At 49.7% G+C, this 14,498-nt stretch carries 13 protein-coding genes; 3 read left to right on the forward strand and 10 right to left on the reverse strand.

Features of this window, described 5'->3' with window-relative positions:
• Positions 1-63: 63 nt before the first annotated feature.
• From R2103_RS08910 to R2103_RS08940, 7 genes are all read right to left on the reverse strand, one after another.
• Complete coding sequence (locus tag R2103_RS08910; RefSeq protein ID WP_317531099.1) at positions 64-978, reverse strand: FAD:protein FMN transferase; 915 nt, start codon at positions 976-978, stop codon at positions 64-66.
• A gap of 58 nt (positions 979-1,036) precedes the next feature.
• Positions 1,037-3,745 carry a DUF3570 domain-containing protein gene (locus R2103_RS08915; RefSeq protein ID WP_317531100.1) on the reverse strand — a complete coding sequence of 903 codons (2,709 nt, stop codon included), beginning with the start codon at positions 3,743-3,745 and terminating at the stop codon, positions 1,037-1,039.
• Between the two features lie 39 nt (positions 3,746-3,784).
• Positions 3,785-4,012 carry a DUF4266 domain-containing protein gene (locus R2103_RS08920; RefSeq protein ID WP_090320949.1) on the reverse strand — a complete coding sequence of 76 codons (228 nt, stop codon included), beginning with the start codon at positions 4,010-4,012 and terminating at the stop codon, positions 3,785-3,787.
• A gap of 31 nt (positions 4,013-4,043) precedes the next feature.
• Positions 4,044-4,550: a TlpA disulfide reductase family protein gene (locus R2103_RS08925; protein WP_317531101.1), complete on the reverse strand. Its 507-nt coding sequence runs from the start codon at positions 4,548-4,550 to the stop codon at positions 4,044-4,046.
• 68 nt (positions 4,551-4,618) lie between these two features.
• Positions 4,619-5,074 carry a hypothetical protein gene (locus tag R2103_RS08930; RefSeq protein ID WP_317531102.1) on the reverse strand — a complete coding sequence of 152 codons (456 nt, stop codon included), beginning with the start codon at positions 5,072-5,074 and terminating at the stop codon, positions 4,619-4,621.
• 146 nt (positions 5,075-5,220) lie between these two features.
• Positions 5,221-6,000 (reverse strand): hypothetical protein, encoded by a 780-nt coding sequence (locus tag R2103_RS08935; protein WP_317531103.1) that lies wholly within the window; start codon positions 5,998-6,000, stop codon positions 5,221-5,223.
• A gap of 90 nt (positions 6,001-6,090) precedes the next feature.
• Complete coding sequence (locus R2103_RS08940) at positions 6,091-6,822, reverse strand: hypothetical protein (RefSeq protein ID WP_317531104.1); 732 nt, start codon at positions 6,820-6,822, stop codon at positions 6,091-6,093.
• 387 nt (positions 6,823-7,209) lie between these two features.
• Between R2103_RS08940 and R2103_RS08945 the strand changes: the two genes are divergently transcribed.
• Positions 7,210-8,763 carry a fused MFS/spermidine synthase gene (locus tag R2103_RS08945; protein ID WP_317531105.1) on the forward strand — a complete coding sequence of 518 codons (1,554 nt, stop codon included), beginning with the start codon at positions 7,210-7,212 and terminating at the stop codon, positions 8,761-8,763.
• Positions 8,764-8,765: 2 nt separating this feature from the next.
• On the opposite strand, the gene recN is transcribed toward R2103_RS08945, so the two are convergent.
• Complete coding sequence (recN, locus tag R2103_RS08950; protein ID WP_317531106.1) at positions 8,766-10,445, reverse strand: DNA repair protein RecN; 1,680 nt, start codon at positions 10,443-10,445, stop codon at positions 8,766-8,768.
• Between the two features lie 20 nt (positions 10,446-10,465).
• Positions 10,466-11,338, reverse strand: a complete 873-nt coding sequence (locus R2103_RS08955) for an NAD kinase (protein ID WP_317531107.1) — start codon at positions 11,336-11,338, stop codon at positions 10,466-10,468.
• A gap of 305 nt (positions 11,339-11,643) precedes the next feature.
• Here R2103_RS08955 and hrcA point away from each other — a divergent pair, with 305 nt between their 5' ends.
• The gene (gene hrcA / locus R2103_RS08960; RefSeq protein ID WP_090320847.1) at positions 11,644-12,663 is read left to right on the forward strand and encodes a heat-inducible transcriptional repressor HrcA; all 1,020 of its coding nucleotides are present in this window, start codon (positions 11,644-11,646) and stop codon (positions 12,661-12,663) included.
• A gap of 34 nt (positions 12,664-12,697) precedes the next feature.
• Complete coding sequence (hemH, locus tag R2103_RS08965; protein ID WP_317531108.1) at positions 12,698-13,783, forward strand: ferrochelatase; 1,086 nt, start codon at positions 12,698-12,700, stop codon at positions 13,781-13,783.
• Between the two features lie 49 nt (positions 13,784-13,832).
• On the opposite strand, the gene smbP is transcribed toward hemH, so the two are convergent.
• The gene (smbP, locus tag R2103_RS08970; RefSeq protein ID WP_090320841.1) at positions 13,833-14,177 is read right to left on the reverse strand and encodes a small metal-binding protein SmbP; all 345 of its coding nucleotides are present in this window, start codon (positions 14,175-14,177) and stop codon (positions 13,833-13,835) included.
• Positions 14,178-14,498: the final 321 nt, after the last annotated feature.

Here is a 14,498-nt window from a genome sequence, read left to right on the forward strand (position 1 = left end):
GGCGCCCGCTATTGATTCAATAGCAGCATGTGAACACACCCGCATTGTAACCGAAAAGTGAAATCAACCCGCTGCTGGAAGCAACGATCCCCCGGATTCCCCCTGCACATTCACCCACACATGCGGCAGCCCAAGTGTACTCAGCCATTCGGGGCCATCTTCTTCTTTCAACATGCCGATGGTCGACGCACTACCAGCGACTACACAGAATTCGCCGATCACGCTGACGGCCGCCATAAAATGAACCGGCCAGCCGGTTTTGGGATTCAGCACATGGCCGTAGCGGATGCCATTCAGCGTGATACAGCGCTCATAATCCCCGCTGCTCGCCAGTGCGCCGGAATGCAGCAGCAACGTATGCAAAATACCGCCGGGGATGCGCGGATGGCGAATGGCGACGCGCCAGGGACTGCCATCGTCGTGCGGACCGATAATTTTGATGTCGCCCCCCAGATTGATGAGACCGTGCTCGATTCCGGCATCCCGGCATAGCGATGCCGCGCGGTCGACGGCGTACTCCTTGACTACGCCGCCAAAATCGATTTCCATGCCTGCAACCGTGAATGTCAGAACCGGACGCTGCCAGCTGATTTTATGCCAGCCAATTTTTTCCAGCAGCAACTGAACGGCCTCTTGTGCCGGTATTTTTCCCGACTTGAAATCCCAGGCACGACGTAAAATTCCGGAAGTGATATCAAACAAACCATCGCTTTGCTGGTGGCAAGTCGCCGCATAATCGAGCAATCCGGCAGTTTCATCGTCTACTTGGATGTAACCGCCTTGAGCCGCGATGCGATTCATTTGGGATAAAAAACTATCCGCCCGGTAGCGGGAGTATTTAGCTTCCAGGCGATAAACATCATCCATGACAATCTTGGCGGCACGTTGCGCTTTCTTTGCACTGTCCGCATACAATTGAATCGAGCAAGGGGAACCCATTGCTTTAAAATCGTAGTGGTAGTAATTCAGATGCGCCATGTGATTTCACCCGGGAAGCAGTGTGCACCGGGGATTTTGAAAAGGAATATATCCTAACTTAAAACTGATAGCTCCAGGTCGCGGACAGCATGCCCTGGCGATTCAGCTGATAACCGTTAAAATCGCTGCGAATCGGCTGCACCCATTCAATTCCGAGTCGATTTCCGGCAAAACGGCCACCCGGAATTTGCGCATTGACGCCAAACCCCATATCCCAGAATTGCCCGCCGTAATTACGCGGAAAATCCATCGGGCCGATACGCGCATTATATTGATTGAAGTCGCGATGTATCGCATCCTGCCAGGTATAAACGCCACGCACGGAGGCCGTCAGCCATCGGGTCAGATCCAGACCGCCCCAGCCGGTTGCCTGAAACATATCGCCCAGGCGATAACCGGATTGATTACGGTCTTCCATGCGCTTAATGCCGCTGATTTGCGTACCCCACGACCAACGGTTGTACTCGCCCAGATACGTCAGGCTCGGCATGAAGTCCCAGGTGCCGCTGCCCAACTGCATGCCGAAATGAATCAGTCCGCCATCCGCATTAAACGAACGGCGTATTTTGATATCCGTCTTTCCGGTTGGTGCGCTGAACCCCAGATTCACATGCACACGATGTCCTGGAATATCCAGCAGCTTGATCAGCGATGAAAAATAGGTATCGCCCACGGCGCCGCTTTCATGACCCGCTGCGCCATGATGACTGTGTGCGCCAGAAGCGTCTACCCTTGCCCCGGCCAACTGGCGTAAATTCATATCCATATCCATGAAGGTGGGCATCAACATCAGGTTGAGCCACTTGGCCGGCGCATACATCAGATCGACCATATGCATCCGCATATCCATGAATTGCGGCACAAATTGACAGTCTTTAGTGCCGCAACCTTGATCGACGATCATCTGATCGCTGACTTTGTGCGCGCCATGCATCATATTCCCGCCTGTCCATTGATACATGAATCGATAGCCTGCCATGAAATCGCCGGGCTTATCGAGCATATGGCCAAACATGACCGTAGCGGGCGGTATCTTATGATGGTGCAAGGAAGAATGTGTGTGTGCGGCGGAGGATCCGCCTGAAGTTGCGATTGGCATGGATGCAACCGGCTCAATATCAAACTTAATCGCCGCATTCGCCACATAGTAATCAAAATCGGCAAAGCTGTTATTCCCGCCGCCAATTTGCATGGAACTGGCACGCGTATAGTATTCAAACCCGGCCTCCAGCGCGACGCCTTTACCGAGTATTTTACTCAATACCACACCACCGCTTAACGAACCAAAGCCCGCCAGACGATGATCGCTGGAAAAATGCGCAGGCAGTTTACCGGCGTCGAATAAGGTTAATTTCCGCTGTGCATCCACTGAAAACCCATCAACCGCATTTCCGTTCTGATCGACCAGATTAAATGGATCACTCCCGTAGTACTGAACGGTAGGATTGCTTTTATCGGTCCATACTTGCCGGCCGAAACTGTCGACTTCCTGATTTCTGTAATTTTGTTGAGAAAATAAGTAGGGCCGGTAAAAGCTGGCAGAATCCTGTGAATAGTAGCGAACCCGCGGCGTCAGCGTCCATCCGCCACCCAGCGGCTGCACCCAGCTCGCATCGAAGGTATGCGTATTGACGCCCCAATCATCGACTGACAAGCGGTAGCCCAAATGCATCGCGGCATTAAACGGGCTAATATAGTGCACGTACTTAGTGCTGAGTGCTACTTGATTGCGAATGTTCGGGCGCTGCTCGATCAGCGCACGCACATCACCGGTAATTAAATTATCGTTTAATTTAGCCGGATCAATAAAAATAACCGATGTCGCCTTGTAAGGGTTCTCCAGAAATCCGTTGCTATGCGTATAACCGATACTGGCATCGATCAATGCATTCTTGCTGAGAACCTGCGTCAAACCGGTATTCGCCACCCAATCCTGCCGGTCACCCTTCAGAATCTCAGAGCCGCGGCGGTTGACGATTTGCTGGGCATACGCTGTTTTGGTGATATACGGCGATGAATCAGGATCCAGAATCGCACTGACCTGACTATCCGTATAGCCACCACCGAATTTAACGCTGGTTAGCTTTTGGTTAAAGTCCAGCCGCCCGCCAATACTGCCGAAACTCGAATGATAGTCACGCTCCCGGGAAAAACCGCCGCCCACATTAATTGCTGCTTCATTCCATTCATAACTCAAACCGAAATTGGCCTGGCGGCGCGTTTCCGGAGAAGCCGATGACATCACCAGCACCGACCGGGTGTCGACCACACCGGTCGATTGCTTGGTGAGCGGATCTCTTCCGATCGGATTCAGATCGTGATCTAACTGCACTTTGCCATTCAGCAGCGGTGATGCGCCCACCACAACCCCATTGATCGTATATGGGCGATTACCGCCACTGGTGGCCAATGGCGCTATAGATACTGGCGTTGCCCCCGACCAGGTATCTTGGGTATAGCCAAACGTAAATTTGGCGCGGTCGGTTAACGAAAAAATACCGCTACCATGTAACACATCGGCTGAAATTGGCTTATAACTTTGGGGAACGCCATAGAGATTACGCTCACCTTCCTGATAGCGGCTATATTGGAAATTGATCCGATCCGTTCCAGCGGCGTGTGCAGGTGATATCAGTAAGCCGGGCAACATCAACGCTGCCGACGTCAACGCTTGTAGGGTATGGCTGCTTGACTTTACAGAATGTGTTTCTGGATGGGTGTATCGTTGCTTGCTGCCCCGGCACCGGGGTCTTTTATTCTGCTGCAAATTTACTTACCTTTAAAACAACCCCGTTCGGGAGTCAGTTTAATAACATCCACAGCCGCCGCCACCTGCAGACGATTTGTGGCTGGGTGCCGCTTCACGGCTGCTGTAATTATGAGATTGCATTTCGGTTTGCAAGGGATGGGGATCGATGTCCATTTGCGGTTTAGCAAGATTGCCACGCTCCCAAGGAGCGACACTCACACAACCCGTCATTCCGAACAATAGGGTGAATGCAAATGCAATGGCAGCATTCCGAGTCAGTTTCATACTGGCCGGCGTAAACATTCAAAATCCCTGATTAGGGATTCTCCATGACAAGCTGTGACAGCAAAGCACGCAATTCTTCTGTTTCACCGGGACGGAATCCTTGATGAACATGGCGAATATTGCCCTTCTTGTCAATGATATAAGAGGTTGGCATCGCCATTACTTCGAGAACCTTAGCGCATGTTTTAGCCGGATCCGCAACAATGGAAAAGTGAGCCGGGTGCTTGGTGAGAAATTCTTCCGCATCCTTAACTTTTTCATCAAGGTTGACACCGATCACATGTAATCCCTGCTCTTTCATATCGTGCTCAAGTTGATTCAAGAATGGAAAGGATTTGACACAAGGCGGACACCAGGATGCCCAGAAATCCATATACACCACTTTCCCTTTCAGTTCCTGCAAGGCCAAAGCTGGTTTGCCATCCAGTGTTTTTAAATCACACGCTGAGGATATCTGTTCCAGATGATCCGCTAATGCGCTTTTGCTGCACAACAGTAGTAACGCGATAATAAAAAACGACCGTTTAATTTTTTTCATTATTCATTTCACTTATCTAGTTTAAGACATTGTTGCAACAATCAATTCCTGAAAATCATTACTCAAAATCACTCAAATTGTCTCACGGTAATTTCCGTCGCTGTATGTACATTGTCCGCAGTCATGCAATGATACGAAACCAGAAAAGATCTTGCACCTGCAATCGTTTTATTTACGAGTATTTGATATACACCGCCTCCACCCTGTACCTTGGCTTCGGGGCTGAAGTTTCCATCTCCGGAAACGGGGTCGGTCGTGCTATCGGCGAGATACCCTTTGATAATTTGCAAACTAACCAGGAGCTTATCTTGTGGCGGCGAAGTATCTTTGATACTCGCAACCAGACGATCTGTCACACCTACATCATCAATACAGGTCACGAGCGCATATCCCGTAAAAGATGCGGTTGTGCCATCCGGATCCATGGTGGCGCCAGCTTCATGCGCTCCGCTTACACCGGCATAACCAAGCGTAATCACGGTAAGAACCGTCGCTACTGCTCTTTGAAATAATAAATGTGGCATGATCGTAACTCCTCGCTGGATGATCTATTCATAGAATAGTTATTATAAAAAAACCGGCAGCACTTCCACAAAAGACAAATGGACACACTGGTTTTAAACACGCCAATGTGTCCGTTGCTGCTTTCAGCAGCCCAATATAACCCAAGTTACTGAGGCCATATTTGCTTACCGTCAAAATTAATGCGCAAATCGCGATTTAACTGATTAGCCGATGGTTTAACCACGACATCGACTCCCGCGCCACATGATGCAGGCAAAGCTGCGATACTGCGATTAACTTTCAAAGTTGCGGGCGAATTGAAACCATGCAAACCCGGGCCATCGTATATTGAACCTACCGCAGGCGTCCACATTTGAACGGTTTCATCATTAAACTTGGAAGCATCGGTAATTTCACAGATATCAACAATTCCCAACACGAACGTTACACTCTTGGCACAGGAAGCCGGTTCAATCACAACACCTGCGGTTGTGAATGGAACAACAGCTCTAAAACCGCCTTTCAAACCTTTACCGCCGCCAGTCCAGAAACCAAGCTTATTGCCCAACGAATCTTTAATGTAATCCTCTTCCGGGAAAATACTTTTATCCTGAATCTTAGTTACCGGATTGCCCCAATTGGTCACAAAATCTGTCAATGCGCCACCATGCGGCTGCCCATCAACCGTTATGATCGAATCCTTGCCATCGGGAAATACTACAACAGTTCCGATCGTATTGGCATCAGAATTTCCAGTAACCGGATTATGGCAACCGTGCGCAACTACAACCGCATTATAATCGCTCCCGTGGTTTGCGGCATTTTCCTGAACTATCGGTGTTTTCAAACGAGTATGCGCCAGTGCGGACTGCCATGTTGCGCTTAAACCAAGTGCCGCCATCAACATCAATGTACGATATTTAAATTTTTCCGTCATTTTAAACATTTTAAGTATCCTATCCTTTCATTTGACTGTTAAAAAACCTCACTCTAAATAAAAGCGGAGGGAAGAGTGAGGTTGTCGTAAAGAACTATGCTACTTTGGCCAAATCTGGCTGCCGTCCAATTTGATCGGCATGTCACGGTTTATCTGTGCTGCCGAAGGCTTCACTTCAACCGCTACCCCGGTACCGCAAGACGCTGGTAAAGCACTGGTACGGATAACAGTCAGCGATGCAGGACCGTCATCCGTCGTGCTTGTACGGTCATACGCTGTTCCCAATGCATTATGGGTCCAGAGATTGACGGTATCAGCATTGAAACCGGCAGTATCCGTAATCTCGCAAATGTCTGCGATAGAAATATAAAATTTGACGCTCTTGGCACAGGAAGCCGGTTCAATGACAACAGCGCCGGATCTGAATGGAATATAACCATTCAAATGGTGCGGCAAGGAATTTCCGCCACCGGCCCAGAAACCAACAACATTACTTCTTGAATCGGTTTTTTCATCCTGGAAACTGAAAATAGCCCGGCTATAATTTTGCTGCATCAGGTTGCCCCAGTTTTTCACGAAATCGGTCAATGCACCTGCGTGCGCGGCACCGTCAACTGTAATCGTAGAATCGACACCATCGGGGAACACCACGCTAGTGCCAATGACGTTCTTTTCTCCACAGCCGTGACCAATGATCACGTTGTTGGTTATCCGGGTATTTTCATTGACTGTCGCCGTTTCCAAGCGGGTATGAGCGGATGCGGCTTGAATTGTGCTTGCCAAAACGGCAACGGTCAGTGCGCATTGGGTAAATAAATTGAGTGGCTTCATCGTTAACATGCAAAAATTTCCATTAAATTTGATTATCTTTTTTCTGCAAATATTCGTTCTTTTGTATCGAAGAAATTATTTTGCAAACGTGATCGTTTAACTGAAAAAAAATTCTTTTCTAAGTTGATCAATGGCATTTAAATTCCAGAAACATCGGTTAGAGAAAAGAATCATTTTCTGAGTACGATCTTATTTCCCCATCCAACGAATTACAATGTGACAAATTGTCGCACTGCACAAAACCCTTGGTGCGGCTGCCTTGCCAGGGTGCGGCATTTTGCCGCATTCCATCAGTCAGGACTTATCTCTAGAATGCCGTCGCCGCAAAGATTGTCGCGGCGCTTCTCTCCGTTTACCCATGCGAACCCTCGATTAACAGGTGACACAATGAATCACTCCACTCCCTCTCAGATACTCAATCAAGCCTGGCTCTACTGCACCGTTTTTCTGACCGGCGCCGCAGTGATGGTAATAGAGCTGCTAGGAACCCGATTGATCGCACCATTTTATGGCGCCAGTCTCTATGTTTGGACCTCGGTCATTTCGGTTACATTGATCGCACTGGCGCTGGGTTACTATGTCGGCGGCCGCTGGGCGGATCGGGCAAAAAAGACGGGGTTGGCATTGATCATTGCACTATCGGGAATACTCACACTCCTGATCCCGTGGTTAACCGCGCCGGTATTGCTCGCCACCGATGCCATGGGGCTGCGCATGGGTGTTTTTATCAGCACACTGGTATTGTTCTCGCCCAGTTTGATTATGCTCGGCATGATCGGGCCATTTGCCGTTAAATTGGCTACCGCCAGTTTGGATGGTATCGGCGCCGGTACCGGTTCTATCTATGCCGTCAGCACCGTCGGCAGCGTCATTGGCACTTTGTTTCTCGGTTTTTATTTATTTCCCCAGGTCGGTTCGCGTGAAATCTTTATTGGTCTGGGTATCGCCTTATTGATACTGGCCGCTGGTGTTGCTTATTTCGAGCGGAGACGCATCAGGTTGATGATTGCACTGCCCCCTATCGCTGCATTGATGGTCATCGGAATTATATTATTGCCGCGCGTCGCTGATTCCGCACACCGCATCGCGAGCGATCATTCCAACCGCATTCAGTTTGAACGCGAAAGTCTGTATGGCTGGGTTCGCGTCATCGACAAACCCGAAGAGAATTTTCGCCTGCTGACCGTGGATGCGTCGACCATCGGCGCAGCGACGATCAGCCATGGTGAAAATGTGCTGACTTACCAAAGAATTGTCGATATTTTACCCGCGCTGACACCTCACATGAAGCGAGCGTTGCTGATCGGCCAGGGTGCCGGGCATATGGCGATGACATTGAAAAATCACGGCATCGTGACGGACACGCTGGAAATCGACCCGGCTGTTGCCGAAGCAGCCAGTCGATATTTCGGTTTCACGCCGACAGGTCAAACCATTATCGGCGATGCGCGCTATGAAATCCGCAAATTAACCAATACCTACGATTTGATCATCCTAGATGTCTTCACCGGCGGTTCGGAACCGGTCCACTTGCTGACTGTTGAAACGATGACACAATTGCGTTCCCTGCTCTCCGGGCACGGATTGCTCGCACTGAATTTTGTAGCATTTTTTGAAGACGGTAAGAATAAAGCACTGGCTTCCGTCGCAAAAACCCTAGCGCAGGTTTTTACGCATCAGCAAGTATTTATTTCCGAACCGGATACAGAATTTAACGATTTTATTTTTCTGGCCGCAAACCGCGAACTTGAACTCAACAGTAAAGCCATGTCAGCCGCACAAAGCGACTGGCTGGTCAAGCGCCGCATCGCTATTGATCCCGGACTGGGCGTGATCTTAACGGATAACCTCAATCCACTGGAAATGCTGCAAATACGCAAATCCGAGCAGTACCGCCGGCTCATTGTGGAATTACTGGGAATCGATCACTTTATCCGCTGATTTCACAGTGGCTGAGTGTGCTGTTGCAGCATCTCCGCTGCATGCTGGCGCGTTGTCTCAGTGATGTTCACACCGCCTAGCATACGGGCGATTTCTTCCACGCGCTGTTGCTGATCCAGAATCGTGATCGTACTGATAACCGGCTGATGATCTGATTGTCCGGCGGATTTCTCCACTTGCCATTGGTAATCCCCGGTCGCGGCCACCTGCGGCAAATGGGTGATACACAGCACTTGCCGCTCCCTTCCCAGTTTCTTCAGTAAATGACCGACAATCTCGGCCACTTTCCCGCCTATGCCGACATCGACTTCGTCAAAAATCAGTGTTGGTACCGTTCCGACCTTACTGGTGATGACTTGTATCGCCAAACTGATACGCGACAACTCACCGCCCGAGGCCACTTTGGCCAGAGGCCGCAGCGGTAACCCTTTGTGCGCTGCCACCTGAAACTCGATCTGCTCCAAACCGTGCGCAGTGCCCTGTTCCACGGGAATTAACGCAACCGAAAACTCGCCGCCCGCCATCGCAATCGTTTGCATAGCGACACTCACCTGCCGGGATAATGCTTCACTGGCTTTTTGCCGCGCAACGCGCAAGGCTTGCGCTTGTTGCAGATAATCGGCGTGCGCAGCGGCTTCAAGCGCTTGCAAATGATCGATATTCGCATCCGAACCCAACAGGTTCAATTGCTGCATGATCGTCTCAAGCAATGAAGGCAATTCTTCCGGCAGTACGCGGAATTTTCTTGCCGCTGTGTGGATGGCTGACAAGCGCTGTTCGATTTCCTGTAACGCTTGCGGATCCAGATCCAAGCGCTGACGGTAGTGCTTCAATTCATAAACACTCTCCTGCAACTGAATGTGCGCCGCATCCAGCAAATCGGTAATGGTTTTAAGTTCGTTGTCGTACTCGAGCAAATTTTGCAGCTGATTGTTTACGCTATTGATCTGCGCCAACGCCGCTTGTTCGCTTTCGGATAACACGTCCATTGCTGTGTTCGCGGCCGCCAGTAAGGCCGCTACATGCGACAACCGGCCATGATCGGCTTGCAGTGTTTGCCATTCCGGCAGGGTAAAATTTAACGCGGTTAATTCCTGTAACTGCCATTCCAGCTGCTCGCGTTTTTCCTGCGATTCCGCTGCGCGTTGCTCCAGGGCAATTCTTTGCCGGTTGCAGTCTTGCCAGCGCTGATAAGCCAACCCAACGGTACGCGCCAGATCAGCGCAACCGGCAAAGGCATCGAGCAATTCACGTTGCGCGTCTTTTTGCAGCAGCGATTGATGCGCATGCTGACTGTGGATGGCGACCAGAAACTCGCCTGCTGCGCGCAATTGCTGCGAAGTCACCGCATGCCCGTTGATATAACTGCGCGAACGGCCGCTGGTTTCAATAATGCGGCGCATCAGACAACTATCCGTGTCGCCCTGCAAATCGTTTTCATCCAGCCACTGCCGTAACTCCGGTAAGTAGCCGATATCGAATGTCACATTGATTTCCGCGCGTTCGCAACCAAGCCGGATCTGATTGGCATCGCCGCGTTCTCCCAAGGCAAGCGTCACGGCATCGATCAAAATGGATTTACCCGCGCCCGTTTCTCCGGTCAGCACCGTGAATCCCGGCATGAAATCCAATTCGATCCGATCCACAATGACAAAATCTTTGATGCTCAGGTGCTTTAACATGATGGCTTAATGGGCATGCATCAGGGAAATTCACTCCATCCCAATTTTTCTCTCAGCATGCGGTAATAACTGTGGTTGACTGAATGCAGCAAACGCACCGTTTTGGGAAAACGCCGCACGATGATGTTATCCGTCTGTTCCAGATCGAAACAGGAATGACTATCGCAATTGATGCGCACATTGGCGCTGCTGTGCATCTGGATCTCCACGCTGGAATCCGGGCCGATCACGACGGGACGGTTACTGAGTGTATGCGGGCAAACCGGCACCAGTGCAATCAGATCCAGACCGGGATGCAGGATCGGACCGCCGGATGATAACGCGTAGGCGGTAGAGCCGGTCGGTGTGGTGACGATCAATCCATCCGAGCGCAAGGTATTCACATATTCGTTATTGACCTTCACCTCAAATTCGATCATGCCGCTGCTCATACCGCGATACAGCACGACATCGTTGAATGCCAGACTGCCGAAAACACTGGCGCCATCCCGGATGATTTCGGCATACAACAACATGCGGCGTTCGGTGGTATATTTTCCCGCCAGCATTTCATCCAGCGTTTCAAACATGGTTTCCACCGATAAGTCGGTGAGAAAACCAAGCCGTCCCTGGTTAATGCCGATCAATGGAACATCGTACGACACCAGCATGCGTGCGATATTGAGCATCGTGCCATCGCCGCCCATGACCACAGCCAAATCAGCCTGCGCGCCGATTTCTTCCAGGGATAATGCCGGATACCGGTCACTGCCAATCTGCGAGGCTGTGAGATGATCGAGTAAGACTTTATAATGCTTGGCTGTCAGATACTCGGCCAGATTCAACAACGGCACCGCGATTTCAGGATTCTTATGTTTACCGATCAGTGCAATGGTAGTGAATTGGGAATTCATAACTTAAAACAATCGCTTGCTTTGATTGATATTGGCCGTGAGGTTTCCATTGGCTGTAAGCACCTGAATTACCATAATAATAAAACCAGTTAGTGAATAAACAATGCGGTCAGGCTTGCAAAATTTTATCTCGTACCTATATACCCACAACAGTTGAACTGCCCGGAATAAATCCTCAACCTATGCTGAAACTGCGGCCCATATTGGCAAACCGGGAAACGGGAAAGTTTAGCATAGATAAGATAAGGCAAAATCACCGCTTATAAGCAAATTATAAAACCAGCCGACTCGTGTAGAATGATGCCATGTTAAACGAACGTGCCCAAATCTTATTAAAAACATTGGTAGAACGGTATATCCATGAAGGTCAGCCCGTTGGTTCCCGGGCGCTATCGAAGTTTTCAGGATTAGACTTAAGCCCCGCAACCATCCGTAATGTCATGGCCGATCTTGAAGAAATGGGATTGGTTGCCAGCCCGCATACTTCAGCGGGAAGAGTCCCGACACCGAAAGGCTACCGCCTCTTTGTCGACACTTTGCTGGTCGTCAAAACGCTCGACAAAGTGGAATTGAATCATCTGGAAAACCATCTGCATCCGGATAATCCTTCGCGCTTGATCAATGTCGCATCGCAGTTATTATCCGATCTGACCCGCTTTGCCGGTGTCGTGGTCACCCCCAAACGAAAAGGCGCGGTATTCCGTTACATCGAGTTCATGGCGCTATCCGAGAAACGCATTCTGTTGATTATCGTCACGCCGGAAGGCGATGTGCAAAACCGCATTATCTTTACCAATACCCCATACAGCCAGTCGGATCTGATCGAAGCCGGTAATTTTATCAATCAGCATTATGCCGGTTGCACGCTGGATGAAATTCGCGGGCGTGTGAATACCGAATTAAAGCAATTGCGTGGCGAAATGATCAGCTTGATGAGTGCCGCCATCGAAGCCGGTGGTGACGCCATCAATGAAAGCAGCGAAGCCGTGGTTCTGGCGGGCGAACGCAACTTGTTGCAGATCGATGATCTTTCGGACAATTTGATCAGCTTAAAAAAACTGTTCGAATTATTTGAGCGCAAAACCAAGTTATTGCAATTACTGGAACTTAGTCGGCAAGCGCATGGGGTCAAAATCTTCATCGGCGGCGAGTCCGATGTGTCATCGCTGGAAGAATTCAGTGTCGTGACGGCGCCGTATGAAATAGAAGGCGAAATTGTCGGCACAGTCGGCGTCATCGGCCCGCGGCGCATGGCTTATGAGCGCGTTATACCGATTGTCGATATTACCGCAAAACTGCTTTCCAGCAGCTTGTCGCAGCACTAATTTATTTCCCCCCAAAAACAATAAACTGATAATCATGACTTCTCAATCCATTTACCAGCACGGCTCACCGAATCGCACCGGTGTTTTATTGATTAACCTGGGAACACCGGATGCGCCGACTGCGCAGGCGCTACGTCCCTATCTCAAAGAATTTCTCAGCAATCCGCGCGTCATTGAAGTGCCCCGCTTGATCTGGTGGCCCATTTTGCATGGCTTTATCCTGCCTTTCAGACCGAAAGCATCGGCGGAAAAATACGCAAAAGTCTGGCTACCCGAAGGCTCTCCGCTGAAAGTACATACCGAACGGCAAACGGAATGTTTACGCGAAGTGCTGGCAGCAAGGTTTAAAAACCCGCCCATCGTCGAATATGCGATGAATATCGGCAAACCTTCCGTTGCCGATGTGCTGACCCGTATGCAGCAACAAGGTTGCGAGCGCATTCTGGTCATTCCGTTGTTTCCGCAATATGCCGCCAGCAGTACCGCAGCGGCGATGGACAATGTATTTGCAGTGCTTAACAAAATGCGTAATCAGCCTGCGATTCGTACCGTCAAACAGTACCATGATGATCCCGGCTATATCGCAGCGCTGGCGCAAAATGTCCGCGACTACTGGGATACACACGGCCGGCCTGACAAGCTGATGATCAGTTTTCACGGCACTCCACGCGCAAGCCTGGATAAAGGCGATCCCTATCATTGCGTATGCCAGAAAACCGGGCGATTGCTGGCTGAAGCATTGGAATTGAATGCCAACCAATATGCCGTGTGCTTTCAATCGCGCTTTGGCCGGGCCCAGTGGCTAACGCCCTACACTGCTGTCACGCTGGAACAATTAGGCAAGGAACATACGCGACGCGTCGATGTGATCTGCCCTGGATTTGTCTCCGATTGCCTGGAAACTTTGGAAGAAATCGCTATCGAAGCGAAACACACATTCATACAAGCGGGCGGCAAGGAATTTCACTATATTCCGTGCCTCAATGAACGTAGCGATTGGATTCAAGCTCTGGCCGATATCGCCAGCACGCATTTACAAGGGTGGTTGGACATCGAAGTTACTGAGGATGCTGCAAAATTATCCAGGAAACTGGCGTTGGAATTGGGTGCTAAAGATTAAGAATTGATCTCCCCCCGAGCAATCTCGAGGGGAAACCGGTTTTAAACCATCAATGGCCGGATTGGCGCATATGTTTCATCGCTTCTTCGCTGTGCTTAGCCGATTCCGCACCATGTCCCATATCAGCGTGTTTGATCGCTTCTTCTAAATGTTGGATCGCTTCATCCATATGTTTATGCGATGCCGCATGATCATCTCTCGCCGCTTTTGCGTGCGCCAAGCTTTCTTTTGCATGACTCAGGGACTCTTTCGCATGTCCCATTTCACCATGCGCTTGCGCTTTTCCGGCGTGTTCCATCGCCTCAGAGGTATGTCCTGCGTCAGATGCCAATACAGGGGTACTCATGAAACATGCTAATGCTCCAGTTACAATCATTGTAGATATAATACGCATGATAATTGCTCCTTTAAAAAATACATTGATAACATGAATACTTTTCAATAATCTCAGTGACTGGATAACAGCTTTATTGAAGAAGTATTAACTTTCTCCAGCTGACCAGAACACTAGATTCCAGTATATACCCATTTCTTTATTTATTGTATGCGAGCGGCAAGCGCTGATTGATTGCTTGTCCCCATGAATACATACAACCTCAATGCAGATTTTGCAAAAAACTGCCCATAATGCAATCTGCAAACAGTGAGGTATTGGGTAAGTATTTCAAACTATGGATTACATCCCAAAGTGAGAAGAAACATTCCCGCAATCTGA

The sequence above is a fragment of the Nitrosomonas sp. Is24 genome, from assembly GCF_033063335.1.
In the GTDB taxonomy this organism is placed as follows: Bacteria; Pseudomonadota; Gammaproteobacteria; order Burkholderiales; family Nitrosomonadaceae; genus Nitrosomonas.

What these genes read in the sequence shown, in the direction of transcription:
- R2103_RS08910 (WP_317531099.1), bottom strand. Translation starts at nt 978, where the DNA reads ATGGCGCATCTGAATTACTACCACTACGATTTTAAAGCAATGGGTTCC.
- R2103_RS08920 (WP_090320949.1), bottom strand. Translation starts at nt 4,012, where the DNA reads ATGAAACTGACTCGGAATGCTGCCATTGCATTTGCATTCACCCTATTG.
- R2103_RS08925 (WP_317531101.1), bottom strand. Translation starts at nt 4,550, where the DNA reads ATGAAAAAAATTAAACGGTCGTTTTTTATTATCGCGTTACTACTGTTG.
- R2103_RS08930 (WP_317531102.1), bottom strand. Translation starts at nt 5,074, where the DNA reads ATGCCACATTTATTATTTCAAAGAGCAGTAGCGACGGTTCTTACCGTG.
- R2103_RS08935 (WP_317531103.1), bottom strand. Translation starts at nt 6,000, where the DNA reads ATGTTTAAAATGACGGAAAAATTTAAATATCGTACATTGATGTTGATG.
- R2103_RS08940 (WP_317531104.1), bottom strand. Translation starts at nt 6,822, where the DNA reads ATGAAGCCACTCAATTTATTTACCCAATGCGCACTGACCGTTGCCGTT.
- R2103_RS08945 (WP_317531105.1), top strand. Translation starts at nt 7,210, where the DNA reads ATGAATCACTCCACTCCCTCTCAGATACTCAATCAAGCCTGGCTCTAC.
- recN (WP_317531106.1), bottom strand. Translation starts at nt 10,445, where the DNA reads ATGTTAAAGCACCTGAGCATCAAAGATTTTGTCATTGTGGATCGGATC.
- R2103_RS08955 (WP_317531107.1), bottom strand. Translation starts at nt 11,338, where the DNA reads ATGAATTCCCAATTCACTACCATTGCACTGATCGGTAAACATAAGAAT.
- hrcA (WP_090320847.1), top strand. Translation starts at nt 11,644, where the DNA reads ATGTTAAACGAACGTGCCCAAATCTTATTAAAAACATTGGTAGAACGG.
- hemH (WP_317531108.1), top strand. Translation starts at nt 12,698, where the DNA reads ATGACTTCTCAATCCATTTACCAGCACGGCTCACCGAATCGCACCGGT.
- smbP (WP_090320841.1), bottom strand. Translation starts at nt 14,177, where the DNA reads ATGCGTATTATATCTACAATGATTGTAACTGGAGCATTAGCATGTTTC.